This window comes from Mucilaginibacter sp. P4_A11, from assembly GCF_056402535.1.
In genome coordinates this window covers 48,515-74,975 of record NZ_JBFUHE010000015.1, presented here as the reverse complement: position 1 = coordinate 74,975, position 26,461 = coordinate 48,515, and the positions used below count along the sequence as shown (strand labels likewise).

Genomic DNA, 26,461 nt, shown 5'->3' with positions numbered 1-26,461 from the left:
AATTTATCACCAGTCTTTTTCCCATCCAAATTTACCAAGCTCAACATCTGTTGAGTTTCGAAAATATAACCAAATGAACAGAAGATCATTTTTACAGGGCGTAGGCCTTATAACCGGCGGCGCATTCATCTCGCTCCGCGCCAATGCCCTTAGCCAGTTACTCACAACCGATACCGTAAAAGGCCGCGTTACAGCAGGCAAAAAAGGAGTAAAAGGTGTTGTGATATCCGACGGTCTTTCGGTAGTGCTTACCGATGACAAGGGCAACTACGAACTTAAACCCAATGAAAAGGCTAAAAGCATTTTCATGAGTACCCCGTCGGGCTACGAGTTTAAAACAGATTATAACGTTGCCAAACATTACGAAAATATTGGCGGTAGTTCGCATTTTGATTTTAAGCTGGAGCCTTTAAAAGTTGATGACAATGATCACCACTTTATCATCTGGGCCGATCCGCAGGTGAAAAACAAAAAGGATGTTAAGCAAATGATGGATACTTCGGTTCCTGATACCATAGCTACTATAAAGTCATTTGGTAAAAACGCACTGGTACACGGTATTTGTGTTGGCGATATTGTATGGGATAACCATGAGCTTTTCCCGGCTTATAATGAAGCTGTAGCTCAAATGGGCATTCCGTTTTTCCAGGCGATAGGTAATCATGATATGGATTACCGCCAGGGCGGTGATGAAACATCGGATGTTACTTTTAAGCAGGTTTACGGCCCAACTTATTATTCATTTAACCGCGGAAAGGCACATTATGTGGTGCTTGATAATGTTCGTTATCTTGGCGTTGAGCGTGATTATGATGGCTATATCACCGAAGATCAGTTAAACTGGCTGGCAAAGGACCTGCAATATGTTAAGAAAGATCAATTGCTGGTCATTAACCTGCATATCCCTGTGTATAATCAGGTAAAAAACAATCAGGATTTTTATAAAGTGCTGGAGGGTTTCAGTAATGTACACATCATGTCTGGCCATACCCATTACCATGATAACAATATCACCAACGGCATTTTTGAACATAACCATGGTACCGTTTGCGGCGGCTGGTGGACTGGCCCTATTTGTGTTGATGGTACCCCGCGCGGTTACGGCGTGTACTCGGTAAATGGCACCGAATTGAAATGGTATTATAAATCTACCGGCTTACCCGCCGAAAATCAGATCAGTGTTTATGCCGAAAAATTAACCAACCAGATGCGCCTGATTGCCAATGTTTGGAACTATGATCCGCAATGGAAAGTTGTGTATTATTTAGATGACAAACCAATGGGTGCTTTATCAAAAGAGCAGGGATACGATCCTTTATCGGTAAGTTTGTACAAAGGTGATCAACTGCCGGCAGGCCGTCACTTTGTGGAGCCTCATGAAACGGGGCACCTGTTTGTAGCACATTTTGAACCGTCGGTTAAAAAGGTAAGGGTTGAAGCCACAGATCGTTTCGGAAATAAATATTCAAGCGAATTAGATGCAAAATAAATTAAACATTGTTGCCGGAATAAGCCTTATCTTGTTATCAGGTTTTACCGTTGTTAAAAACATGGAATTTAAAAATGCGGATTTTCCTTCATTCAGTGCTGAAGCACACCGCGGCGGCAGGGGATTGATGCCTGAAAATACCATTCCGGCTATGAAAAACGCCATCGACCTTGGTGTTGTTACAACATTGGAAATGGATACCCACATTACGGCTGATGGGCAGGTGGTATTATCGCACGATGAATACATTAATCCGTTGTTCTCGCTCACGCCTGATGGTAAGGAGATCAGCAAAGAGGAAGCGAAAAACCTGATCCTTTACAAAATGACATATGAGGACTTGAAGAAATATGATGTAGGTTCAAAACCATACGGCAAATTTCCGCGTCAGCAAAAGATCAAAACCTATATGCCGCTGTTGTCAGAACTCATCGATTCGGTACAGAATTACATTAAAATAAATCACAAAAAGCCGGTATTCTATAACATCGAAACCAAATGCTCGCCCGAAGGGGATGGTGTTTATAATCCCAGCCCGGAAGAGTTTGTGGAGAAACTGATGGCTGTCTTGATCAAAAAGAAAATCCTGCCTTATGTAGTGATCCAATCGTTTGATAGACGTACGCTGCAGATCATCCACAAAAAATACCCAGATGTGAGCACCTCTTATCTTATCGAAAACAAAAAGTCGTTTGAAGATAATATGGCCGATCTGGGTTTTACCCCTTTCATCTACAGTCCGGATTATAAACTGGTTAATGCCGACCTGGTAAAGAAATGCCACGATGCAAAGATCAAAGTTTTGCCCTGGACAGTAAACACCAAAGCTGAGATAGAGCAGTTGAAAAGTTTAGGTGTTGATGGTGTGATTACGGATTACCCGGATTTGTATTAGAGTTTAGCCATATATAAAAATTCTTGCCGCCGCTCGGCACCAGCCGAGTGGCAACTATTTCCCGGCCTCTGGCCGCCGTAAATAATACAAGACTTTCTTGCGCTCACTTACTTCCTTGCACTCATTTAGAATGAGTGCTTAAAATGGGTTTGCGTTTGTAACGCAACCGCGCGATGCAATCGCCAAACTATATTAAGCGCTCGTTGCAAACGAGCGCAAGTTTAAACACTGCGGCCAGAGGCCGCAAAATAGTTGCCACTCGGCTGGAGCCGAGCGGCGGCGAATTTATTCTCAGCCACGCCAAATAAGCTGAATGTAATGTCAATTTCCGATAATCTAAACATTAAATTTAAATGTGATATTGCAGTTGTTAAAACGTTTTATCAATTTAACCAACAACCCAATCATGTTTAAATTAAAAGCTTTATGCTTTATAGCGCTTTGTGCGGCTTCACTCTCACTAAAAGCACAAACGGCCCAGCGGCCTGTAAAACCGCTTGCCCAGCTACAGCAGGAATTTGTCGACCTGCGCTTCGGTATGTTCATTCACTTTAACATTCCAACCTATATGGATCAGGACTGGGCAGATCCTGATGCCTTGCCAACAATTTTCAATCCAAAAAAACTGAATTGCGACCAGTGGGCAAAGGCGGCAAAATCGGCTAATATGACCTATGGCTGTATCACCACCAAACACCACAGCGGTTTTTGTATCTGGGATACCAAAACCACCGATTATAATGTGATGAACAGTCCGCTGAAAAAGGACGTGGTTAAAGAATATGCTGATGCTTTCAGGGCTAATGGCTTAAAGGTTTTCCTGTATTATTCTATCCTGGATACCCACCACAGGTTAAGGCCAAACATGATCACGCCAAAACATATTGATATGGTTAAAGCGCAGATCACCGAGCTGATGACCAAATATGGTGAAATTTCGGCCTTGATCATTGACGGATGGGACGCACCATGGTCGAGGATCTCGTATGACGACGTTCCGTTTGAAGAAATTTATACATTGGTAAAATCGTTACAACCAAACTGTTTGGTAATGGACCTTAACGGTGCCAAATACCCTGCTGAAGGCATGTACTATACCGATATCAAAACTTACGAAATGGGTGCAGGTCAGCGTGTATCAACTAAGGATAACCGCATGCCGGCTATTGCCTGCTTACCGCTGCAAGCTAACTGGTTTTGGGAAACAAGCCACCCGACAACCCCGGTTAAAGAACCTGCCAAACTGGTTAATGACATCCTGAAACCGTTGAACAATGTTGACTGTAACTTTATCCTGAACGTAGCGCCAAATCGTGATGGTTTGTTTGACGATAACGCCCTTGCTGCACTTAAAGAGATCGGCAAACTTTGGAAAAACGAAGGTCCGCTTGCAAAACTTTCTAAACTGGATGCGCCGATCATTTCATCAAACATAGCTAAAAACCAACCGGCAAGTGCAAGCTGGAGCGATGATTCGGCTATTATGGATTTTGCCAATGATGACGATTTCCACAGCTCATGGGTATCAAACCCAACAGTTAAAAACCCGTGGTACGAGATCGACTTTAAGAAAGATCAGGCATTGAATACCGTCGTTATTGCCGAAGAAAAGGCTAATATTTCACACTACCGGTTGGAATATTACCTCAACGGAAGCTGGAAACCATTGTTTGACGGCGAAAATGCCAACAGAATTAAAGTACATCGTTTTGACAGAGTATGGGCGGGTAAAGTTCGCATCTCGATAGACAAAGCCGATCACCAGGTATCAATAGCCGAATTCCAGGTTTATAACGAAAGAAGATAATACACTATAACTGACTAACTATTTACTAATGAAAACCCGCCCGCAAGGCGGGTTTTTTATTTTCCATTAACTGTTTTGGATATAAAAATGCCAATAAGCATTATTTTTTATAGCCTGTGCATCGTTATACTTGTAAAAACAATTGTATCCTACTTTATGAACCAAGGTCTGAAAGCAACACTTCTGTCTGTAGTGTTACCGCTATACATGCAATTAATTGCGCTTAACGCATATGCACAAAACAATACGCTATGGTATAAACAACCTGCCAAAACATGGACGGAAGCTTTACCAATAGGTAATGGCCGGTTGGGTGCAATGATTTTTGGCGGCGTTAATGATGAATTGTTGCAACTCAATGAATCAACACTATGGTCGGGCGGACCGGTGAAGCAAAATGTAAATCCTGAAGCTTTCCAATACCTGGCTCAGGTAAGGGAAGCTTTGTTTAAAGGTGATTACCAAAATGCGCGTGAGCTTACCAAGAAAATGCAGGGCTTATATTCTGAAAGCTTTTTGCCTATGGCCGATCTGCATATCAAACAATCATATAACAACGGTAAAGCTGGAAGCTATTACCGCGACCTGAATATTGGCAATGCCGTTGCCACAACAAAATATTCAGTTGGCGGTGTAAACTACAAACGTGAGATCTTTGCTTCGGCACCCGATAAGGTTATAGTGATTCGGTTTACTGCGGATAAGCCCAAACAGTTAAATCTTAAAATAAATACTAACAGCCAGCTTCGTTTTCGAAAGGAAGTGCTTAATGCCAATGTATTACAGCTAAGCGGCAAAGCGCCAGCCCACGTTGAGCCAAGCTACGTAGATTCGAAAAATCCGATAGTTTACGCCGATGACGATAAATGCCGTGGCATGCGATATGAAGTGCTGACAAAAGCAGTAAGCGGAGACGGAAAAATAACAGCCGATACGAGCGGCATCACGGTGAAAGGTGCATCGAGCTTAACGCTTTATGTCACCGCCGCAACCAGTTTTAAAGCCTATAATCAATGCCCGGATGGAGATGAGAAAGTGGCTGAGAAAAATCTCGATAAAGTGGCCGCGAAACCTTATGCCCAGTTGCTTGCTGCTCATCTTGCCGATTATCACCATTATTTTAACCGGGTAAGCCTTAAATTTAATGATAACAAAGGCAGCCATGCAGAGTTACCTACAGATGAGCGGCTGGCGCTTTACAATAAAAACCAGGGCGCTGATCCCGGTATTGAAGCTTTGTATTTTCAGTATGGCCGTTATTTATTGATTAGCAGCTCGAGAACTCCGGGTGTGCCTGCTAACTTGCAAGGCATCTGGAACAAGGAGTTACGTGCTCCGTGGAGCTCCAATTATACCAGTAACATCAACGTACAGATGAATTACTGGATGGCCGAGGATTGCAATCTTTCTGAAATGCATCAGCCATTATTTGACCTGATCAAGGGATTATCTGAAACAGGGACCGAGGTCGCTAAGGATTTTTATCATGCTAAGGGTTGGGTAACTCATCATAATACAGATCTTTGGGCATTGGCCAACCCTGTTGGCGATCTTGGTCACGGCGACCCTGCATGGGCTAACTGGCCAATGGGGGGCGACTGGCTTACCCGCCATCTTTGGGAGCACTATTTATACACCGGTGATAAAGAGTTTCTGAAAAATACCGCATACCCTTTAATGAAGGGGGCAGCCGAATTTACTTTTGATTGGTTGGTGTCTGATGGTAAGGGGCACCTGGTAACAGCGCCGTCTATGTCGCCCGAAAATGAGTTTATTTATGCCGAAGGTAAAAAGTCGGATGTTTCGGTTTCCACTACGATGGATATGGGCATCATCCGCGATCTGTTTGATAACCTCATTGCCGCAAGTAAAGTACTGGGTGTGGATGCCCTCTTCAGGGATTCACTCATTGCTAAAAAAGCCAAATTGATCCCGTATCAAATTGGCAGCAAAGGCCAGTTGCAGGAATGGTATAAAGATCAGGAATCGCCCGATCCGCATCATCGCCACGTATCGCATTTGTATTCCGTGTATCCGGCGAATGAAATTTCGGTAGCTGTCAACCCGGAATTAGCGGCAGCAGCAAAACGAACGTTGGAGCTACGCGGCGATGAAAGCACCGGCTGGAGCCTGGCCTGGAAGGTAAATCTTTGGGCTCGCCTGAGAGATGGCAATCACGCTTATAAATTATATCGCGACTTGTTGCGTTTAACAGGAGAAAGCGGTTACAATTACAGCGAGGGTGGCGGACTTTATCCAAATATGTTTGATGCGCATCCTCCGTTTCAGATTGATGGAAACTTTGGCGGTACATCCGGGCTTGCCGAAATGTTGTTGCAAAGTCAAAACGGTAATGTACACCTGTTGCCAGCCCTGCCGGACGCCTGGGCTAATGGCGAAATAAAAGGCCTTGTGGCGAGAGGAGCTTTTGTAGTAAATATGAAATGGTCCGAAGGCAAGGTTGTAAATGCCGAAATCTTATCGAAAGCAGGAGGCTCCTGCCATATCATTTCCAAATCAAAATTGACTGTTAAAGGTTTAAATGCCGCACCGGTTAAAGTAAAAGACGGGTACGAGTTGACGATAAATACTCGAAAAGGCAAATCATATCAATTAGTAAGCAGCTTATGAGTAACAGCAGAAGAGATTTTTTAAAGAAAGCCTCATTGGCTGGTGCAGCGGCCATAGCTGCGCCGGGATTAGTATCGGCATCAACAAAAGATGAGCACTATCTTCCTGATGATGGTGTAGGAAAAACATTCCTGTTCCAGGGCGATTCGATTACCGATGGTGGTCGCAGCTTTGATAAAGACTGGAACCACGTTTACGGGCAGGGTTATGCTTACCTGATCACAGCCCGTATCAATTTTGATTACCCCGGCAGGGATTACCAGTTTTTTAACCGGGGTATCAGTGGCAATACCGTAAATGATCTTGCAGCACGCTGGCAGAAGGATACGCTTGATATTAAGCCCGATGTACTGAGTATACTGATTGGTATTAACGATGTGCACAAAGTAATAATGCAAGGTGATAAATCAACAGATGAAGATTTTGGTAAAGCCTATAATCAGCTGTTAATCCAAACCACAGCTGCCTTGCCGAACGTTAAACTGATTTTATTAGAGCCATTTATCTTACCCGTAGGTATGGTGAACAAGAACGCCGAATTATGGGCAGCCGAGGTTCAAAAACGGCAGATAGTGGTCAGGACGCTCGCCCTAAAGTTTAATGCTATTTATGTGCCTTTGCAGGATGTGTTTAATAAAGCATTGCAAAAGGCAAAGGCCGATCACTGGATCTGGGATGGCGTTCATCCGATGCCTGCCGGGCATGAGCTTATTGCCCGGGAGTGGATGAAGGCAGTTAAAAAGCTGTATTAGTAATTATTGTTTTCGACACAAAAAACTCGTTTAAAAAGCGTCATTGCGAGGTACGAAGCAATCCCCGATTAGCAGAGCCGCTCTGTATAGTTAGGGATTGCTTCGTACCTCGCAATGACGTTTTATTATATTATGCTATTTGTAGATGCGTAGGCATCTGCGTTTTATCTTTCCTAATCAGTTCATATTTATCTAATTGAAATTGTTTTTTAAATTACAATATATTGATTAACAGTTTTATATGTTTGTTATTCTTATTTGGATTTAATTTAAATAAAAGCTTTCTTTGTGTCATTGTTCTATCTACAGGTTTTCCTTACCTGCATTTAACTAAACTATGGCACAGTTAAAAAGTATCAAGAGATGGTTTTGGTGGCACCGGTGGACAAGCCTCATTTGCACCTTGTTTTTATTGCTGCTCTGCCTCACCGGCTTACCGCTCATTTTTGCCGAGGAAATTGATGGCTGGTTAAATCCAACTCATTATGCCGAAATGCCTGCGAATACCCCGACGGCAAATCTCGATGGTATGATTAATCAAGCTAAACAGCGCTACCCCAAACAGCTGCTTACATCCTTTTTTATTGATGACGAAGAACCACAAGTAGTTATAAGCATGGCACCAACCATGGCCCCTACTGATAAGCTTGCCCATTCCCTGCAGTTTGATAGCCGTACCGGGAAACTGCTTCGCGACGACCCGCCGTTTGATCAGCAGCCGCAAACCTTTATAGGGCTGATGCTCTCGCTTCATATCGATTTGTTCATGGACTTAACGGGCGAATTATTTCTCGGCTTTATGGGGCTGCTTTTTGTGATCTCCATTATTTCGGGTGTGGTATTGTACGGCCCGTTCATGAAAAAGCTTGATTTCGGTACCATTCGTACTGAAAGATCAAAACGCCTCAAATGGCTCGATCTGCATAACCTGCTGGGCATTGCTACCGCTATATGGCTGTTTGTTGTAGGCCTTACAGGGGTGATGAATGAGCTTTCTACCCCGCTTTTCGGCATTTGGCAAATTACCGATGTAAAGGCCATGCTTGATAAGTACAAAGGACATCAAGTACCCGAACAGCAATACCTGAGTTCTGCACAGGATGCCTATGAAACCGCCAAAAAAGCGGTACCGGGAATGACGGTAGTTAGCGTTGTTTACCCGGGGAATGCCTTTGGCAGCCCTTACCATTATTTGTTATGGGCCAAAGGCAATGAACCATTTACTTCAAGGTTGTTTAGCCCGGTATTGGTTGATGCGCGTAACGGAAAGCTCGAAGCTGTAGTAAAAATGCCGATTTATTTAAGGGCTCTTGAAGTATCGCGCCCCCTGCATTTTGGTGATTATGGCGGCATTCCGCTCAAGATTATCTGGGCGGTATTTGACATCATAGCCATCGTAGTATTGATAAGCGGGGTTTACCTATGGGTAGTACGCCGCAAGTTTTACGAAGATTATTTTAAACGCATCGAAACAGAAGAAACAGCTGAAGCTGTAACTGTATAACTACCCTGCCATGAATTACCAATCCGTTAAAAAAGTTTGGGGTGCACCGCTTGTATTGGCGCTCATCACACTGTTTGGTTTACTTGCCGCCCTGTTAGGAACAGGCGTTTGGTACGGCCTCTCCTGGATCGCCATGGTCATCCCCATCTTTATTATCTGCCTCAAAATATGGTGGCAAAAAAACCCCTCGCCCAAACACAAATAACATATACAACTAACCCCAACAATTCGTACTATGAATAAAAAAATAACCCAACTCACATTATTGTTCTTATTTTTCGCGAGCCTGGCATTTGCTCAAAACGCTTCCATAAGCGGCAAGATCAAAACAAGTGACGGTAACGCCGCCGAAGCAGTAAGTATCAGCTTAAAAGGAACAAACAAAGGTGCTTCGTCTGATGAAGATGGCAATTACCAGATCAAAAATATAAAGCCCGGTACCTATGAAATAATTGCTTTTTTGATCGGACTTGAAAAACAAGAGCAAACTATTACACTTAAGCCAGGCGATAAGCTGGTACTTAACTTCATCCTGAAAGAAAATTCAGCTAAACTGAACGAAGTTGTTATATCCGCCCGTAACGGGAATAAATTAAATAGCTCGGTAGCCAAAATGCCACTTAAGAACCTTGAAAACCCGCAGGTTTACAATGTCGTGTCGCTCGAAACCATTAAACTGCAGGGTATTACTAATTTTGATGACATCCTGCGCAATGTTCCCGGTATTTCCCGTACCTGGGAGTCAACCGGAAGGGCCGGGGATGGTGCTTCTTATTTTGCCTTACGTGGTTTTGAAGCGCAGCCTTCACTATATAACGGCTTACCGGGTTTTACCAATGGTGATCTTGACCCGGCAGATATCGAGGAGATCCAGGTTTTAAAAGGACCTTCGGCAACATTGTTCGGTGCAAACTTTGTAGGTTATGGCGGTATCATCAACACTATTACTAAAAAACCTTACTTTACTACAGGTGGTGAGGTTACTTATACAGCAGGTAGCTTTGGCTTAAACAGGATTACTGCCGACGTAAACACGCCTTTAAGTAAAACCGAACGGATAGCGTTAAGGGTTAACACATCTTACCACACCGAGAACAGCTTCCAGGATGCGGGTTATAAGAAAACGTTTTTTGTTGCCCCTGCACTTACTTACCACGTAAACGATAAACTTAGCTTTAACTTTTTGGCCGAGATCTTCCAGGAGGAACGTGCTGTTGCACCGGTATTTTTCCATACCAACCGTGCCGATCCGCTTACCTTTAAAAACATAAAAGAGCTTAACCTGGATAATAACCAATCATTCACAAGCAATGACCTGCCTATCAAAAACCCAAGGTATAACATGCAGGGACAGATGACTTACAAGATCTCCGATCAGTGGTCGTCGCAAACAGCTATCTCGCGGGGAACTTCTAAATCATTAGGTTATTACGGCTACATCTTCGGTAATGCCGAAGGCAGCAATGAGTTTGAGCAATACATCCACAAAGAAAACCAAACTACAAACACTTCAGATATCCAGCAAAACTTTAACGGCGATTTCAAAATAGCCGGTTTACGCAACCGTTTATTGGTGGGCCTTGATTACTTTAACCAAAATGTAGTTGACAACGGCACAGGGTATGCTTTTATGCGCTATGTAACCCCGCAGGGCGCCATCAGCTATGCCGATCCTGCACACCCGGTATATGCCACTCAAAATTCAGTTGATAGTCTTTTGGCAGGTACCGGCGCAAGCAAGAGTAACGTAAGCAACAGCACATACAGCGCTTATGCGTCAAACGTGCTTAACATCACGGATGCATTATCGGCTATGGCAAGCTTAAGGGTTGATCATTTTGTATCAAAAGGAGAGAAATCCGATCCTTCGGATGATTTTAACCAGACCGCATTTTCACCAAAATTTGGATTGGTTTATCAGCCTGTGCTTAACAAAGTTTCTATTTTTGGTAATTACATGAATGCCTTCCTGAACGTTGCCCCAATGCAGGTAACAGATGCCGAAGGCAATAATCCCCGCGTAAAATCACTTAAACCTGAGCATGCCAACCAGTATGAGTTCGGTGTGAAAACCAATTTGTTTTCGGATAAATTAAATGCTACAGTTTCATATTATGATATCAAGGTATCAAACCGTGTAACGCCAACAATTGGCAATATCAATGATTACGATCAACGAGGAAAAGTTCACAGTAAAGGCTTCGAGATCGATGTGAATGCTAATCCTGCACCCGGTTTTAACCTGATAGCCGGTTACAGCCACAACAGCACCAAGGTTGCAGCAGGCGACGGCACCGACTTTTATAACGAAGCAGGCCGTGCACCGGGCGGCCAGGGCCCGCAGGATCAGGCAAACCTTTGGGCAACTTATAAATTTTTGAAAGGCACTCTTAAGGACTTTGGCTTTGGTGTTGGTGGAAATTACGCCGGTGTATACAAAGTTGTTGATAATAGCGTAGTTGGCGTGTTTGAATTGCCGAGCTACACCCTTATCAATGCAAGCGTGTTTTATAATTCAAATCGTTTCCGCTTTACGTTCAATGCCAATAACATCACCGATAAAAAATATTATATAGGCTATTGGTCGGTTAATCCGCAGCGCCCGGTAAACTTTACCACAAGCTTTGCTTTCAAGTTTTAAAAGTAAAACCATTATCACATAAAAAGGCGGACTGGGTAAACTGGTCCGCCTTTATTGTAAGCGCTTAGTGGCTTGCAGTTATCATTTGGATAGCCTCTTCGCGGGTTTTGTGCTCAATGGCCATTACAAACTCAACCGGGCCACCGCCTTTACCGCATCCAAAACATTGAAAGATGTTTTTCTCAGGTGATACCATTAATGATGTAGCCTGGTCTTTATGAAAAGGACAGCGGCCTTTTAAATTTCTCCGGCTTTCTTCAAGCAGCACATATTTTGAAACAATTCGTACAAGATCGGCCTGTACCGGCGACAGGGAATGAGATGCAGACATGTTGGGCGATAGAATAATTAATTATCAGGCTGCGAAAATAATTTATTGATTGTATGGATTAATATTTTGTTGAAAAAAAGCCACAAACACATTATTGGGGGCTTTTTGATGGTTTTGTAGCGCTTAGTTCTAATATCTCCCCATCGTAATGCCTAACTCCCACACGCTAAGTCGATGGGTGCTTCGCAGCTGGCCTGTTCTGTAGTGTCTCGGGATGACGTAATTCTTTTCTCTATCCACATAAATATTTACTTTAGCACCACAAGCAAAATTGCGTCTTAGCGTCTTTGCGAAAGAAATATCAAACCCCATGAACTATACCCAAGTTTGCAAAGCCTTCCATGATTTAACAGTTACCGAGCTATACCAATTATTAAAACTCAGAAGTGAAGTATTTGTGGTTGAGCAAAACTGTGTGTTTTTGGATGCCGATGACAAGGATTATGCCTGCCACCACCTGCTGTTGTTTAATGATGAGCAGGAACTGGTAGCATATGCCCGGGTTGTGCCCGCGGGTAAGTCATATGCCGAAGCCTCAATAGGGCGTATAGTAAGCAGCAAAAAAGTACGCGGCACAGGGGCAGGTAAAATATTAACCCAGGCAGCCATCGATCAAACCAAAAAGATCTACGGCGATGTGCCCATCCGGATAGGCGCACAGTACTATGCTGTGAAATTTTATGAGCAGCTGGGCTTTAAAATGGAGGGCGAAATTTATGATGAAGACGGTATCGATCATATTGAAATGATCCGGAATTAATAGGCGTTTAAACATCATCCGTATAAAAATACCGTTTAACGATTGCTTATGCCCGCTCAACGAATTTGATACAGGCTTTAAATGCGGGGCTGCTAATTTTATGTCATAACCTTAAAAGCTGTGCCATGAAAACATTGCAATTACCACCCGACCCAAGAGATTCAGCTAAAAAACGGATCCGTGAAGTAAATATTGAACTGCCAAAAGCGGCCGTTCAGCAGGAGGCCGAACAGCGCAAACCCGTTTTAGATAATTTCCTTAAACGGTTTTTCCCGGATGATGCTCCCGAAAATCTGAGCACTACGGAGGCCGTGATTAGAGGGGCGCTGGTGTTTACCATGCCCGTACTGTCATCTATTGACTGGAATTGTCATACGCATACCATGATCATCATAGCACCCCTGATTTTTTACTTTGAGGTAACAGCTTTTACGCTATATTGCCCTGTGAAAAGGCTTTTTAGCAGCTATACGCATCCATCAAAATATGAATAAGTTATAATACCCGGAATACAACAATCACACAAAAACATAATATCATGAAAACAAACATCGGAATTAACGAAGCAGACCGTCAGGCCGTTTCAGATCAGTTAGCCAAATTACTTGCTGATGAATTTGTATTGTACACCAAAACCCGTAATGCCCACTGGAACATTGAAGGCCCCGACTTTCATTCCATGCATGTGTTTTTTGAACAGCAATACAACGAGCTTGATGAAATAATGGACAGCGTTGCCGAGCGCATTCGCAAAATAGGCCATTATGCTCCGGCTACTTTAACCCAGCTGCTACAACTTACCCACTTAACCGAAAAGCTTGATCATAAAAATGACAGCCTGGGCTTTTTGCGCGAATTGCTTGAAGACCATGAAAGCATCATCGAATTTATCCGTGGTAATATCGATCCTTTTGTTAGTAAGTACAATGACGCCGGCACCAGCGATTTTATTACCGGTTTGATGGAAACGCACGAAGGTATGGCCTGGATGCTGAGGTCACATTTCAGATAAAATAATTCCCCCGTTTAAATAACCACTTTTTGGCTCAAATGGTCTTCCGGATGCAAACGGGAGATCTTGAGCGAAAAGTAAAATGATTATCTTAGCAATATTATTCAAGCCTGCTCATGACCAGTTTAATTGTTGATGATAATCCCATTGCGCGCGCTACATTAAGCCATTTGGCCAGCCAGGTTAATGACCTGGATGTTATTTGCGAGTACTGTACCGCCATGGAAGCCTATAATCATCTCCAGAACCAAAACGTCGACCTCCTGTTCCTTGACATTGAAATGCCCGGAATGGACGGTTTGGAACTTACCCGCAACCTTAAAAACAACGATATAGTTGTAATTTTTACTACTTCAAAAAAAGAATACGCCGTTGAAGCGTTTGAACTTAACGTAGCCGATTACCTCGTTAAACCTGTTACCCCCGGCCGGTTTCTACAAGCCGTGAACAAAGCCCGCGAAGTACTTGATAACCGTAAAGAAGAGGTGCAGTTGAAGAACGACGAGTTTATTTTTGTACGCGATTCAAACATTACCCGCAAACTCAGGCTTGATGATATTTTGTACGCCGAAGCCATGGGCGATTACGTTAAATTTTATACCCCCAAAAAAGAATACGCCATACATGGTACGCTAAAATCGGCCGAAGAAAAGCTGCCTTCCTCTAAATTTGTCAGGGTACACCGCTCGTACATTATCGCGCTTGATAAAATTGATACCCTTCAGGATGGAGGCTTGGTAATTGCCGGTAAGTTTTTGCCCGTTGCCGACGCCTATCGCAAAACACTGAACAGCCGTATGAACGTTTTTTAGCCATCGACAGGCTGGTGCGGTTTAACGATAGTTTTGCCTTGTTGAACGATTTGTGTAATCAAAATAAATTTAACACCTGCATATTTACTTAACACCAATGCGTTCAGCGTCATCAGTAATGGCTAATAAAAGATTTGCTTACCTTATACTCGCATCATTTATTGCAGGCACCATTTTGTTGCTGGTTATCCAGTATAATTTTTCACAAAATATGCAGTCTATGCGTAGGGGAAATGAAAGCCTGCTGCGCGAACTGCATACCAGTAACCATCTTCGAGAAATTGACCGGGATCTGTTGAGCGTTGAAGCCCGGATAAGGGCGGCTATTGCAACGGATGATACCTCACACCTGGAAGGCGTTGACGCCAAGATCAAAGCAGTTAAGGATTATCTTGATTCGTTGAGAGGGGGAAACAGTAACCCGAAAATTAAGCAATATCTTGAGCGGCTTAATATTTTGGCCGACGAAAAAGTGCGGATTAAAAATGAATTGCTGAAACGTTACTATAAAACAAGTAACATGAACGATACCAGTTTTATAGCTAACCCGCGTGCGCGCCGCGTATCCAACGAGATTACTGACGTAACTCACAAAATTTATGACAACCGTCAAAAAATGATGGATGAGCTAAGTGCCGCTGTTATTGATAATAGTAGCAAAGCGCGTATGTACGGCAATATACTCATGGTATTCATGTTTTTAAGCGGGGGTACTTTATGTTGGTTTATTGTTAACCAGTTCAGGCAGCAAAACAGGCTGATTAACAGGCTTAACGCTTCTGAAAAAACTGCACGTGAGGCATTACTTATAAAAGAGAACTTTTTGGCCAATATGAGCCATGAGATCCGTACGCCGCTTAACTCTATATTGGGTTTTACCAATCTACTTAAACGCCGTAAAATTGATGCCGAAGCGGGCGAATTTGTTGGTTCGATCCAGAAGGCAGGAGAAAACCTGCTGGCTATTATTAACGATATTCTCGATCTGTCGAAAATTGAAGCAGGAATGATGCGGATAGTACATTCGCCATTTAGCGTGCGCGGTTTGATAGATTCTATCGAAACCTTGTTTAATGAACGTATTAAAGAAAAAGGTCTCACTTTTAGTAATGAAATAGCTGCGGATGTGCCAGATACGCTCATTGGCGATGCCACACGTCTAACTCAAATTTTGGTGAACCTGATAGGGAACGCTTTGAAGTTTAGCGAGCATGGCCGCATCAGGGTAGAGGTTTATAACAAACAAACAACCGATAAGACACTAAAACTGGGTATCAGGGTAGCGGATGATGGCATAGGCATTCAGAAAGATAAGCTGGCTTCTATATTTGAGCGCTTTAGCCAGGCCGAAGATTCTATTACCCGCAGCTATGGCGGTACCGGATTAGGGCTTTCCATTGTTAAGGACCTTGTGGTTTTACAGCTTGGCGAAATAGAAGTTACCAGCGAACCGGGAAAAGGTACCGAGTTTGATTTTTATATTCCTTATACCATTGCGGATGAACAGGTTTCAGGATACACTAATGAAGAACGCCTCGATTTAAGAGTGCGGGTTGACCATGACTTTAATATATTAGTAGTTGATGATAATGCTATGAACCAAAGCCTGATGAAACACCTGCTTACGCAGTGGGGCGCAGGGTTTGATGTAGTATCAAACGGCGAGGAAGCTATCAACAAGCTGAAGTCCGAAACTTATAACGTGGTATTAATGGATATCCAAATGCCAAAAATGGACGGATATACCGCAACTTATCATATCCGCAATGATCTGAAGCTCGAAGTACCAATCATTGCCATGACAGCTCATGCTATGGCTGGCGAACGGGAAAAATGTATGAGCCACGGCATGAATGAATACATCGCTAAACCCGTTAATGATGATGACCTGTTTAAACTGATCCTGAAGTTTATACCCCGCGCATCGCGACTGGAACAGCCTGTTGCAATCAATGAATATACGTACCAGTATATAGATCTGAACTATATGAAGGACATCAGCAAAGGAAATACAGCTTATGAAAAACTGGTGACCTCACAGTTTATTGAACTTACGCTAACGGATATAAATACGTTGAAAAACATGTTCAGTGCTGAGGATTTTGCAGGCTTAAAAAGTACGGCACATAACATGAAAACCACGGTTGCCATTATGGGCTTATTGCCCGCTTTAGAAGCCGATTTGGATGAATTGGAACAAGTCGCAACTGCCGGCACTGAAACATTGCGGCTTATTAATGATATTACCGCTGTATGCCTTAATGCCATTGATGACGCCAAGCATTTTTATGGTACGTTGGTGTAGGTTTTCTATTGTAGCAGACGCATTACATGCGTCTGCAATATATTGGTCGAAGTTTAATGATAGCGTAACTTCGACCTAAAATAGTGGAAGCATCCTGCTTCCGCATCTAATGATTAGCTGGTAAAAGCAAAGCAGTTATATTATTTTTTTTTATCAAGTCAAGCTGAAAGCGTGACTTGTTGGGTTGAAGTTACGCTATCGCTAAATTTTAACCATCGTAATAAAGGTTTTTTTTGGGTCTTGAATTTAATACTCCTCACCGACAGTTTTTGCCCGTTCAACGAATCCTAAAGCAAAAGCCTTTAAAGGAGCCTTAGTTTTATGATAACAAAAATTATCGCTCAAAGCTCATGGCAACATTAACCGCAACCCCACAACAATTAACAAATACCAACCTGCCAATTGCTGCATTTGGCAATTCTGATAATTTTATTGAGCCGGTTTTTCCGGGCCAGGTATTAAACCCTTATGCTTTTTTGGTTGATATCTCCGAACGGGTACACACCCGCGAGCAGGCAATAACCAACATGCTTGCCTCTGCAGGTATAGGCATGTGGAGCTATAGCGTGTACAGTAAAAAGTTTCACCTTTGCCCGGTTGCCAGTGGTTTTTTAGGAATGAAAGGCAGCAGTACTTTTGGATTGGGAGTATTGATGCAAAAATTGCTACAGTGGAACCAAAAGCATGTTTTAGAAACCGCTAAGAATGCCTGCCGCACCCAGCAGGAGTTTGAAGCTGAGTTGAATATTACTACTCCCGATGGTTGTTATGGACGGTGGCTCAAAATAACAGGAAGGCTCTATTGCAGTGATGGCTTGGCCATGAAAATGATGGGAACACTAACCGATATCACCGCAGCCAAGCAGGAAGAGCTCCGTAAAAACGATTTGATGGCTTTTCTGAACCATGAATTACGTACGCCACTAAGTACTATTAAATTATATATCCAAAATACCGCCCGTGTTGCCCGGATGGAAAACAATAAACCGCTGGAAGATAAAATGCTCAAGGCTGATCAACAAACCGTGAGCATGACCCAGCTAATCAATAACTTCTTAACGCTGTCGCAGGTTCAGGATGCAAAGCTCACTTTACAAGGAAGCTACTTTAACCTGAGCGAATTGGTTGAGCATGTAACAGCGGATATGGTAGTGCTTTATCCCGACAGGAAATTTAAGCTGAAAGCATCAAAAGCTGTTTGGATTACTGCCGATTATGATAAACTGATGCAGGTACTTGTAAATTACGTGAATAATGCAGTGAAGTTTTCGCCGGTAAAAAGCGTAATTACATTGACTTGTGCAGTGGCAGATGGGCAAGCCGTAGTAACCGTACAGGACAAAGGCCGGGGTATTAAGCCCGCCGATCAAAAGCTGTTGTTTTGCCGTTATTCCCGTATTCACCATGAAAACGCTACTGGCACAAAAGGATATGGCTTAGGCCTGTACCTTTCGCGCGAGATTATTGAGAGTCATGGGGGAGAAGTTGGGGTGAGCAGTGAGTTTGGCAAAGGCTCTTCTTTTTATTTTAGGTTGCCGATGTAAGGTTGAAGTTTAAAACAGTAAAAAAGCGTTATTGCTGTTAGGAAATCCGGCGGACGATGAGAACGGAAGTGATATCAGTATAATAACGCTTTGTCATCCTGAGCGATAGCGAAGGATCTTCTTCAATAGGTAAAGCCGATAAACAAAGAGATGAAGATGCTTAGTTCTTGTCCATTGCATGTTTAAAAATGGGTGTCATGCTGAGCTTGTCGAAGCATGGTGGGGCGGGCCTCTGCACGCGACCCCTTGACGGGCTCAGTTTGACCGGCTCTGTTTGCTTGTTCGCTATTCCTCAGTCGGCGTCTTGATCAGCCACGGCAGGCTCAGTTCCTGGCCAATCAATATAAACACCTCTTCACAACCACCAAAATAAAGATAATGGCATTACGCTCAGGAAAAGGACTTCCATCGGCCAAAGTGGGCTACGTAAAATAGATATTCTGCCTGATAATATCATATATCAATACGGATAAGATAGTACAGGATGCCGAATTATAAGGAAAGCTTTAGTATTGTTTTAATTATAAACTTAACAGCTTTCACGTATAAATCCTGTACCATTAGCTCCCGGCATTGGTGCATGCTACTTTATAAAACAGAATATTTATCCTGATGCAAAATATCTACAAAAAGGCCATCGTAACATTGCTTGCGGCTAATGCAATTGGTTTCAGCACCAAAAGTTTTGCCCAAACCCAATCATTCAAAAACGACGCGCTTTACAGCGGTTTTAAAGCTACTCCCGATTCGGTGCAAACCAGTGTGTATTGGTATTGGATCTCGGGGAATGTATCTAAAGAAGGCGTAGTTAAAGATCTTGAATCTATGAAGAAAGTGGGCATCAACCGGGCATTTATCGGTAATATTGGCCTGGATGAGATCTCTTACGGAAAAGTGAAAATGTTTTCGGACGAATGGTGGGATATTATGCATACCGCCCTTAAAACGGCTACCCGGCTCAAGATAGATCTCGGTATTTTTAATGGCCCCGGATGGAGCCAGTCCGGCGGGCCATGGGTTAAGCCGGAGCAATCTATGAGGTATCTTACTTCGTCAACTTTAGCGATAAAAGGGCCAATCAGTCTCAATAAAAAGCTGGATCAACCCCAAAAGCAATTTCAGGATGTCAGGGTGATCGCTTTTCCAGCACCAACTGGTTATGGGCAACAAATGTCAGCCTCATTTATCAGTTCACTACCCGTCGATCCGCATGCCAATAATCTGATGGATGGTAACGAAAACACCGTATATACCATTCCTAATGATCCGAAACCGGCAATAACTATTGATGCCGCTTCGGCTTATACTGCGCGTAGTTTTGTTTTTTATCCTGCACATAAGCAGTTAAGATTTGAGGGGGATATCCAGGCCCGCGATGCTGCCGGCAATTATCAACCCGTTAAACACTTTGTAGTAGATAGGAGCAATACCAATTTGAACGTGGGTTTTAGCCCTTATTCGCCTGCTGCAATATCTATCCCCGCTACAACAAGTCAAAGTTTCAGAATAGTATTTAGCAATGGCTCACAAGGCAGCGATATAGCCGAGCTTCAGATCTCAGCATCGCCAAACGTGGAAAATTATGCTGAAAAAAGTTTGGCTAAAATGTATCAGACGCCGCTGCCGTACTGGAAAGAATATCAGTGGAAACCTCAGCCTGCGGTTGATGATCAGGAATATGTGATCGACCCGCAAAAGGTTATGGATATCTCAAAATACATGCAGGCCGATGGCACCCTGAAATGGGATGTGCCTGCCGGCAACTGGATCATTATGCGCACCGGTATGACCCCTACACAGGTGACAAACGCACCCGCACCGCCCGAAGGACGCGGTCTTGAAATTGATAAAATGAGCAAACAGCATATTGCCGAACATTTTGACGCTTTCCTGGGGCAGATCCTGAAACGGATCCCGGCAGCAGATCGCAAAAGCTTTAAGGTAGCTGTTGAAGATAGTTACGAAACGGGAAGTCAGAATTGGACGGATGAAATGCTCAAAAACTTCAAAACCAGATATGGCTATGATGCCCTGCCGTACCTGCCCGTATTAAGCGGCAGCGTAGTAGGCAGCCAGGATCAAAGCGACCGGTTTTTATGGGACTTGCGCCGTTTTGTTGCCGATAAAGTTGCTTATGAATATGTTGGCGGCCTGCGGGAGGTGAGCCACAAACATGGGCTTACTACATGGCTGGAAAACTATGGGCATTGGGGTTTCCCGGGTGAGTTTTTGCAGTACGGCGGCCAGTCGGACGAGATTGGTGGTGAGTTTTGGAGTGAAGGCGATTTGGGCAATATCGAAAACAGGGCAGCTTCATCATCAGCACACATCTACGGTAAAAATAAGGTCTCGGCGGAATCGTTTACCTGTGCAGGGGGATCATTTTCGCGCTACCCGGCCATGATGAAACAACGGGGCGACCGCTTTTTCACCGAGGGCATTAACAACACCCTGCTGCATGTATTTATTTCGCAGCTTGCTGATAACAGGGTACCGGGTACCAATGCATGGTTCTCGAACGAATTTAACCGCAACAATACCTGGTTTTATGATATGGACATGTTTATCGCCTATATTAAGCGCTGCAACTATATGCTAAGGCAAGGCAATTATGTGGCGGATGTAGCTTATTTTATTGGCGATGATGCGCCCAAAATGACCGGTGTTCGTGACCCAGAACTACCGCAAGGCTACTCGTTTGATTATATCAATGCGGAGGTATTGAACGGCCGGGCTAAAGTGATTAATGGCAAACTGGTATTGCCCGGCGGCATGAGCTATAAGCTACTGGTATTGCCCAAACTGACAACCATGCGCCCAGAGTTGCTGAAAACCATTAGCAAACTGGTTAATGATGGATTGGCCGTATTAGGTCCAAAACCGGAGCGCTCGCCCAGCCTGCAAAACTATGGTGTTGCTGATGTGGAGATCAAAAAAATGGCATCGGCACTTTGGGGAAATATCGATAGTGTTTCGGTAAAAATGCATCAATACGGCAAAGGGTTGGTGATTAACGGAATGGACGTGCAACAGGCACTTGATCTGCTCAAAGTAGCGCCCGATTGTAAGTTTAATACAGTAGGGCAGGCGCTTTTTATACATCGTAAACTAAGTGATGGCGATATGTATTTTGTATCCAATCAAACTGGGCAGCAAATCGACATTGACGCTGCCTTCAGGGTTCATGGAAAAGCGCCGGAGCTTTGGGATGCCACAACCGGCAGCAGCCGTAACCTGCCCGATTATAAACAAGAGGGAGGTGTTACTACGGTGCCGCTTAAGCTTGATGCTTATCAAAGCGCTTTCATCATATTCAGGAAACCTGCCAATGCCGGTAAAGGTAAACATGAAAACTTCCCGGCCCAGCAGGTTGTTGTTGATGTAAACATCCCATGGACGGTTACCTTCGATGCAAAAAGGTGGGGACCGGCAAGTCCTGTTACTTTTGATAAGTTGGTCGACTGGACATTGAGGCCTGAGGATGACATTAAATACTACTCTGGTTCGGCAGTTTACCATAATACTTTTAATATTGCTCAAATTGAAAAAGGCAAACATTTGTTGCTTGATTTGGGGCAGATAAAAGCCATGGCTAAAGTAAAAGTGAACGGCGTTGCGGTGGGAGGTGTTTGGACAGCTCCTTATCAGCTTGATGTAACCACCGCGCTTAAACCGGGCAGCAACACTGTTGATATTGAGGTAGTAAATACCTGGGTTAACCGTTTAATCGGCGATAGTAAACTGCCCGCTAATGAACGCCACACCTGGACTATCGTAAATCCATATAAGCCTGAGAGTCAGCTTGAGGCTTCGGGGTTAACAGGGCCGGTGACTGTTAAATCGGTAGTGTATTAAAAAACTAACAGAATATACCGCCGCCGCGTGGCGGTGTGCATAAAACTGCGTCATTGCGAGGCACGAAGCAATCGCACGGAGGCATGGCGGCCCTGTAAAGCATGCGATTGCTTCGTGCCTCGCAATGACATAGTTTGAGAAATTGAAAGGCATTTTAAATGAAGAAAATATTATCCTTATTAACCCTATCAATCGCTGGTTTTATAACCCAGGCCCAACAACTGCCCCCGGTTTTTGACGCCAAAAGATCAGCTGAAGCACAATCAACAGAAACGGTTAGGAAATATCTTTCACCGGTGCGCATCCTATGGAAATCTCCGGATGCTGCAACCAATATCGTCAATGCCGAAAAGTTATTAAAACAAGGTGATGGACAAGCGGATCTTTCAGGTAATGACCTGTGTATTCTCCAAAGTAATGAAAAGGGCAAACCCGGTTTATTACTCGATTTCGGTAAAGAGCTGCATGGCGGTTTGCAGCTGGTAACTGATCAGTCGAGAGGGGGGAAGCCGGTAAGAGTGCGTATCCGTTTCGGCGAATCGGCCAGCGAGGCCATGTCAAATATCGACACCATAAAAGGGGCTACTAATGACCATGCCATGCGCGATATGATCGTTTCGCTACCCTGGTTGGGGAAGTTGGAGATTGGTAATACAGGTTTCCGTTTTGTGCGGATAGACCTGGTAGATGATAACAGCCAGCTTAAACTAAAAGAAGCCCGTGCCATTTTTATTTACCGTGATATCCCTTACCTGGGTTCCTTTAAATGCAGTGATACCCTGCTCAACAAAATCTGGCTTACAGGAGCTTATACTGTACACCTCAATATGCAGGATTACCTTTGGGACGGCATCAAGCGCGACAGGCTGGTTTGGGTAGGAGATATGCACCCTGAAACCTCAACAATTGCAGCCGTTTTTGGCGATAACCCGGTTGTTCCTAAAAGCCTTGATTTGGCCCGCGATATTACCCCACTACCCGGATACATGAATGGTATGGTGTCTTACTCTATGTGGTGGATCCTGATCCAGCGTGATTGGTATATGCACACAGGCAATTTAAAATATCTGCAGCAGCAAAAAGCGTATCTAATAAAATTGCTAAATCAATACGCAGTACAGATTGATGCAAACGGCAGCGAAAAACTGGATGGAGCCGGTAGATTTTTAGATTGGCCATCCAGCGAAAATAAACCCGCCATTCATGCAGGTTTGCAGGCCATGCTGGTAATGACCCTAAATGCCGGGGCCGAACTATGTAAAATATTAAATGACCCGGCGACCGCTAAAAAATGCGAAGCCGCAGTTGCCAAACTTAAAACCAATGTACCTGATGCGGGCGGTTCAAAACAGGCGGCAGCTTTATTGGGCTTATCGGGTCTGCTGCCTGCTCAAAAGGCTAATGAGATCCTTTCGACGGGTGGGGTGCATAATTACTCTACCTTTTTTGGTTATTACATGCTGATGGCTAAAGCTAAAGCCGGCGATTATCAGGGTGGGATCGACGCTATCCGAAACTTTTGGGGGCCAATGCTGAATCTTGGCGCAACAACCTTTTGGGAAGATTTTAATATCGACTGGCTGCCCAACGCGTCACGTATTGATGAACTGGTACCAGATGGTAAAAAAGATATCCATGGCGATTATGGGGCTTATTGTTATAAAGGTTTCAGGCATAGCCTGTCGCACGGCTGGGCTTCGGGGCCAACTCCCTGGTTAACCGAGTATGTGCTGGGGATAAAGGTGATAGCACCAGGTTGTAAGGTGATTAAAATTGAGCCTCATTTAGGCGGATTGACCTTTGCCGAAGGGACTTACCCAATACCATACGGTGTAGTAAAGATCAAACATGTTAAGCAGGCTAACGGAAAAGTGAAAACTACCGTTAATGCACCGGCCGGCGTTAAGATAATTCAATAATATCTACCGTTGCGGCTGGCAAAAGCGTAAAGTATTGCCATCAATATCGGTTACATAAAACTCACGCGTTCCCCATGTTTGGTCGGTTGGCCCCTGGTGAACGGGCGAGCCTTCTTTGTCTGAGGTGTCCAGCCCACGGGAAACGTATACTTTAAACAGGCTGTCTACATCATCAACCCAAACGTTGACTACGGAGCCAAACAGGCGGTCTCTTTCGTACATGGTTAACTGTAGTTCTCCAAACTCGCTTACAAGGTCAATAACACCTTCATCTGCTGTGGCTTCGGGATATTTGAGCCTGAAATCAAGCACATTGGTATAAAAGCCAATCGCCTGTCGCAGGTTTCGGCATTTAAAAAGCGGGATCATTTTCATTGTAAAATATTTATATAAAGTTAGCTGTAAACTTTTATCCGAGGAAATGCTAAGAATTAGTGCACTTGATACTATTGGACTTTTTACAGTTCAAAACAAATTTGTTACTGAGTTATTGATATTAAAAGCGCTATCTTGGTGTAATTATAAATTGCTGTACTTATGTCGATAACTAAGCCATGCACCCCAACCGACGGCGAAGACATCTCAAACGGAACGCGCCGTGATTTCCTTAAACACACCTCGCTGTTAACGGCGATTGCCCTAACACCGGGGACTGTGGTTAAAGCGGCGGAAGATAAATGGGATGAGAAATTTGCCGGTGTTTTTGAAAAACAAACGCTGCACCTTGAGGTAAACGGCGTAAAACATGAGCTTGCTGTTGAGCCGCGTGTAACGCTGTTGGAAGTATTGAGGGAGCACCTGGATTTAACGGGTACTAAAAAAGGTTGTGACCGGGGCCAGTGTGGTGCCTGTACCGTACATGTGAATGGCGTACGCATTAACTCCTGCCTGAGCCTGGCTTTGACCAATGACGGTAAAAAAATAACTACGATTGAAGGCCTTGCCAAAGGCGAAGAGCTGCACCCCATGCAGGAAGCTTTTATTAACCATGACGGTTTTCAATGCGGATATTGTACATCGGGGCAGATCATGTCGGCAGTGGCTTTGCTTAAAGAGGGGCATGCCGGTTCCGAAACCGAGATCAGGGAGTTTATGAGCGGTAACATTTGCCGTTGCGGTGCTTATCCCAATATTGTTAAAGCTATCCAGGAAGTTAAAGGAGGTAAAGTATGAACCAGTTTCAATACGCACGGCCAGCCGAAACAGCTGTCGCCATTAAGTCATTAGCTAAAGAGCCAAACGGCTTTTTTTTGGCAGGCGGTACCAATTTGGTTGATATGATGAAGATGGGATTGATAGTACCCGATAAGCTGGTTGATATTAACCGTCTCCCCCTTAAAAAAATAGAGAAAACTACTACGGGAATGTATATTGGCGCTTTAGCTACCAATAGTGAAGTTGCCGAGCATGCTTATATAAAAGAACAGTACCCATTGCTTGCGCTTGCTATTAATGCAGGTGCTTCGCCGCAGTTGCGTAATATGGCTACCGTTGGTGGTAACCTCATGCAGCGTACCCGCTGTCCTTACTTTTTTGATACCACTATGCCTTGTAATAAACGTACACCGGGAAGCGGTTGTGGCGCTTTGGAAGGTATCAACCGGATGCACGCCCTTTTCGGGGCCAGCGATAAATGTATTGCCGTTAACCCCAGCGATATGAACGTAGCAATGGCCGCGCTGGATGCCACAATCCATGTAACTGGGGCAAAGGGCCCGCGAACTATTAAGATCGGCGATTTCCACCGTTTGCCCGGTGATCATCCCGAACTTGATAATACCCTGCAAAAAGGGGAGCTGATCACTTCGGTTGATCTGCCCGCTTCAGCATCTGCTTATAACAAGCATGTTTACTATTTAAAAATCCGCGACCGTACGTCATATGCTTTTGCCCTGGTTTCGGTGGCTGCTGCTTTGCACATCGAAAATAATACCATAATTGGTACAAGGCTGGCTATGGGAGGCGTGGCACATAAACCATGGCGCCTAACCACAGCCGAAGCCTTTTTAAAAGGTAAGGCCGTTAATGAGGATAATTTTAAACAGGCGGCGCAAATTGCCATGCAGGGTGCTAAAGCTTACGAATACAATAAGTTTAAGTTAAAGCTTGCGCCTAATGCTATTGTACAATCGCTCAAGATGGCCACTGGCCTGGCATCATAAATTAATAATTATTTAGCTGATAGATATTAAACACTGATCTTC

Annotated in this window: 20 protein-coding genes; 18 read left to right on the top strand and 2 right to left on the bottom strand. The window is 44.0% G+C overall.

Annotated elements, in window-relative coordinates:
- The first annotated feature begins 73 nt into the window (after window positions 1-73).
- The 8 genes from AC1DUD_RS24525 (at window position 74) to AC1DUD_RS24490 (ending at window position 11,719) form a co-directional block, all read left to right on the top strand.
- On the top strand, window positions 74-1,489 hold the full coding sequence (locus tag AC1DUD_RS24525) for a calcineurin-like phosphoesterase C-terminal domain-containing protein (RefSeq protein ID WP_477379348.1): 1,416 nt from the start codon (window positions 74-76) through the stop codon (window positions 1,487-1,489).
- Window positions 1,479-2,384: a glycerophosphodiester phosphodiesterase gene (locus AC1DUD_RS24520; RefSeq protein ID WP_477379346.1), complete on the top strand. Its 906-nt coding sequence runs from the start codon at window positions 1,479-1,481 to the stop codon at window positions 2,382-2,384. Before AC1DUD_RS24525 ends, AC1DUD_RS24520 begins: the two co-directional genes overlap by 11 nt.
- Before the next feature lie 406 nt (window positions 2,385-2,790).
- Window positions 2,791-4,191, top strand: a complete 1,401-nt coding sequence (locus AC1DUD_RS24515) for an alpha-L-fucosidase (RefSeq protein WP_477379344.1) — start codon at window positions 2,791-2,793, stop codon at window positions 4,189-4,191.
- 156 nt (window positions 4,192-4,347) lie between these two features.
- Complete coding sequence (locus tag AC1DUD_RS24510) at window positions 4,348-6,822, top strand: glycoside hydrolase family 95 protein (protein WP_477379342.1); 2,475 nt, start codon at window positions 4,348-4,350, stop codon at window positions 6,820-6,822.
- Complete coding sequence (locus AC1DUD_RS24505) at window positions 6,819-7,574, top strand: SGNH/GDSL hydrolase family protein (RefSeq protein WP_477379340.1); 756 nt, start codon at window positions 6,819-6,821, stop codon at window positions 7,572-7,574. The genes AC1DUD_RS24510 and AC1DUD_RS24505 overlap by 4 nt, the downstream gene beginning before the upstream one ends.
- 337 nt (window positions 7,575-7,911) lie before the next feature.
- On the top strand, window positions 7,912-9,078 hold the full coding sequence (locus AC1DUD_RS24500) for a PepSY-associated TM helix domain-containing protein (protein ID WP_477379338.1): 1,167 nt from the start codon (window positions 7,912-7,914) through the stop codon (window positions 9,076-9,078).
- A gap of 10 nt (window positions 9,079-9,088) precedes the next feature.
- Window positions 9,089-9,283, top strand: coding sequence for a hypothetical protein (locus AC1DUD_RS24495; RefSeq protein WP_477379336.1), 195 nt, complete (start codon window positions 9,089-9,091; stop codon window positions 9,281-9,283).
- A gap of 30 nt (window positions 9,284-9,313) precedes the next feature.
- A complete protein-coding gene (locus tag AC1DUD_RS24490) occupies window positions 9,314-11,719 on the top strand; it encodes a TonB-dependent siderophore receptor (protein ID WP_477379334.1) in 2,406 nt (801 codons plus the stop codon).
- A gap of 64 nt (window positions 11,720-11,783) precedes the next feature.
- On the opposite strand, the gene AC1DUD_RS24485 is transcribed toward AC1DUD_RS24490, so the two are convergent.
- Window positions 11,784-12,050: a CHC2 zinc finger domain-containing protein gene (locus tag AC1DUD_RS24485; protein ID WP_121228102.1), complete on the bottom strand. Its 267-nt coding sequence runs from the start codon at window positions 12,048-12,050 to the stop codon at window positions 11,784-11,786.
- A 310-nt stretch (window positions 12,051-12,360) separates the two neighbouring features.
- Here AC1DUD_RS24485 and AC1DUD_RS24480 point away from each other — a divergent pair, with 310 nt between their 5' ends.
- The 8 genes from AC1DUD_RS24480 to AC1DUD_RS24445 all read left to right on the top strand — a co-directional run bounded on the left by AC1DUD_RS24480 (window position 12,361) and on the right by AC1DUD_RS24445 (window position 24,257).
- The gene (locus tag AC1DUD_RS24480) at window positions 12,361-12,810 is read left to right on the top strand and encodes a GNAT family N-acetyltransferase (RefSeq protein ID WP_477379332.1); all 450 of its coding nucleotides are present in this window, start codon (window positions 12,361-12,363) and stop codon (window positions 12,808-12,810) included.
- Window positions 12,811-12,935: 125 nt separating this feature from the next.
- A complete protein-coding gene (locus tag AC1DUD_RS24475) occupies window positions 12,936-13,304 on the top strand; it encodes a hypothetical protein (protein WP_477379329.1) in 369 nt (122 codons plus the stop codon).
- Between the two features lie 44 nt (window positions 13,305-13,348).
- A complete protein-coding gene (locus AC1DUD_RS24470; RefSeq protein ID WP_477379327.1) occupies window positions 13,349-13,822 on the top strand; it encodes a Dps family protein in 474 nt (157 codons plus the stop codon).
- A gap of 116 nt (window positions 13,823-13,938) precedes the next feature.
- Window positions 13,939-14,634 (top strand): LytR/AlgR family response regulator transcription factor, encoded by a 696-nt coding sequence (locus AC1DUD_RS24465; protein ID WP_477379325.1) that lies wholly within the window; start codon window positions 13,939-13,941, stop codon window positions 14,632-14,634.
- Window positions 14,635-14,731: 97 nt separating this feature from the next.
- On the top strand, window positions 14,732-16,939 hold the full coding sequence (locus AC1DUD_RS24460; protein ID WP_477379323.1) for an ATP-binding protein: 2,208 nt from the start codon (window positions 14,732-14,734) through the stop codon (window positions 16,937-16,939).
- Between the two features lie 350 nt (window positions 16,940-17,289).
- Complete coding sequence (locus AC1DUD_RS24455) at window positions 17,290-18,483, top strand: PAS domain-containing sensor histidine kinase (protein ID WP_477379321.1); 1,194 nt, start codon at window positions 17,290-17,292, stop codon at window positions 18,481-18,483.
- A 612-nt stretch (window positions 18,484-19,095) separates the two neighbouring features.
- The gene (locus AC1DUD_RS24450; protein ID WP_477379319.1) at window positions 19,096-22,338 is read left to right on the top strand and encodes a glycosyl hydrolase; all 3,243 of its coding nucleotides are present in this window, start codon (window positions 19,096-19,098) and stop codon (window positions 22,336-22,338) included.
- Between the two features lie 158 nt (window positions 22,339-22,496).
- Window positions 22,497-24,257, top strand: a complete 1,761-nt coding sequence (locus AC1DUD_RS24445) for an alpha-L-rhamnosidase-related protein (RefSeq protein ID WP_477379317.1) — start codon at window positions 22,497-22,499, stop codon at window positions 24,255-24,257.
- 3 nt (window positions 24,258-24,260) lie between these two features.
- Here AC1DUD_RS24445 and AC1DUD_RS24440 read toward each other — a convergent pair whose 3' ends face one another.
- Window positions 24,261-24,632 (bottom strand): VOC family protein, encoded by a 372-nt coding sequence (locus AC1DUD_RS24440; protein ID WP_477379315.1) that lies wholly within the window; start codon window positions 24,630-24,632, stop codon window positions 24,261-24,263.
- Window positions 24,633-24,794: 162 nt separating this feature from the next.
- Here AC1DUD_RS24440 and AC1DUD_RS24435 point away from each other — a divergent pair, with 162 nt between their 5' ends.
- Complete coding sequence (locus AC1DUD_RS24435) at window positions 24,795-25,430, top strand: (2Fe-2S)-binding protein (protein ID WP_477379313.1); 636 nt, start codon at window positions 24,795-24,797, stop codon at window positions 25,428-25,430.
- Entirely contained in the window at window positions 25,427-26,419 is a 993-nt protein-coding gene (locus AC1DUD_RS24430; protein WP_477379311.1) for an FAD binding domain-containing protein, read from the top strand. Before AC1DUD_RS24435 ends, AC1DUD_RS24430 begins: the two co-directional genes overlap by 4 nt.
- Window positions 26,420-26,461: the final 42 nt, after the last annotated feature.

Bases quoted from the DNA above. Each gene is read 5' to 3' on its own strand.
- AC1DUD_RS24505 (WP_477379340.1), top strand. From the start codon at position 6,819: ATGAGTAACAGCAGAAGAGATTTTTTAAAGAAAGCCTCATTGGCTGGT.
- AC1DUD_RS24440 (WP_477379315.1), bottom strand. From the start codon at position 24,632: ATGAAAATGATCCCGCTTTTTAAATGCCGAAACCTGCGACAGGCGATT.
- AC1DUD_RS24475 (WP_477379329.1), top strand. From the start codon at position 12,936: ATGAAAACATTGCAATTACCACCCGACCCAAGAGATTCAGCTAAAAAA.
- AC1DUD_RS24510 (WP_477379342.1), top strand. From the start codon at position 4,348: ATGAACCAAGGTCTGAAAGCAACACTTCTGTCTGTAGTGTTACCGCTA.
- AC1DUD_RS24450 (WP_477379319.1), top strand. From the start codon at position 19,096: ATGCAAAATATCTACAAAAAGGCCATCGTAACATTGCTTGCGGCTAAT.
- AC1DUD_RS24445 (WP_477379317.1), top strand. From the start codon at position 22,497: ATGAAGAAAATATTATCCTTATTAACCCTATCAATCGCTGGTTTTATA.
- AC1DUD_RS24525 (WP_477379348.1), top strand. From the start codon at position 74: ATGAACAGAAGATCATTTTTACAGGGCGTAGGCCTTATAACCGGCGGC.
- AC1DUD_RS24430 (WP_477379311.1), top strand. From the start codon at position 25,427: ATGAACCAGTTTCAATACGCACGGCCAGCCGAAACAGCTGTCGCCATT.
- AC1DUD_RS24480 (WP_477379332.1), top strand. From the start codon at position 12,361: ATGAACTATACCCAAGTTTGCAAAGCCTTCCATGATTTAACAGTTACC.
- AC1DUD_RS24500 (WP_477379338.1), top strand. From the start codon at position 7,912: ATGGCACAGTTAAAAAGTATCAAGAGATGGTTTTGGTGGCACCGGTGG.
- AC1DUD_RS24490 (WP_477379334.1), top strand. From the start codon at position 9,314: ATGAATAAAAAAATAACCCAACTCACATTATTGTTCTTATTTTTCGCG.
- AC1DUD_RS24520 (WP_477379346.1), top strand. From the start codon at position 1,479: ATGCAAAATAAATTAAACATTGTTGCCGGAATAAGCCTTATCTTGTTA.
- AC1DUD_RS24435 (WP_477379313.1), top strand. From the start codon at position 24,795: ATGTCGATAACTAAGCCATGCACCCCAACCGACGGCGAAGACATCTCA.
- AC1DUD_RS24455 (WP_477379321.1), top strand. From the start codon at position 17,290: ATGGCAACATTAACCGCAACCCCACAACAATTAACAAATACCAACCTG.
- AC1DUD_RS24470 (WP_477379327.1), top strand. From the start codon at position 13,349: ATGAAAACAAACATCGGAATTAACGAAGCAGACCGTCAGGCCGTTTCA.
- AC1DUD_RS24485 (WP_121228102.1), bottom strand. From the start codon at position 12,050: ATGTCTGCATCTCATTCCCTGTCGCCGGTACAGGCCGATCTTGTACGA.
- AC1DUD_RS24460 (WP_477379323.1), top strand. From the start codon at position 14,732: ATGCGTTCAGCGTCATCAGTAATGGCTAATAAAAGATTTGCTTACCTT.
- AC1DUD_RS24495 (WP_477379336.1), top strand. From the start codon at position 9,089: ATGAATTACCAATCCGTTAAAAAAGTTTGGGGTGCACCGCTTGTATTG.
- AC1DUD_RS24515 (WP_477379344.1), top strand. From the start codon at position 2,791: ATGTTTAAATTAAAAGCTTTATGCTTTATAGCGCTTTGTGCGGCTTCA.
- AC1DUD_RS24465 (WP_477379325.1), top strand. From the start codon at position 13,939: ATGACCAGTTTAATTGTTGATGATAATCCCATTGCGCGCGCTACATTA.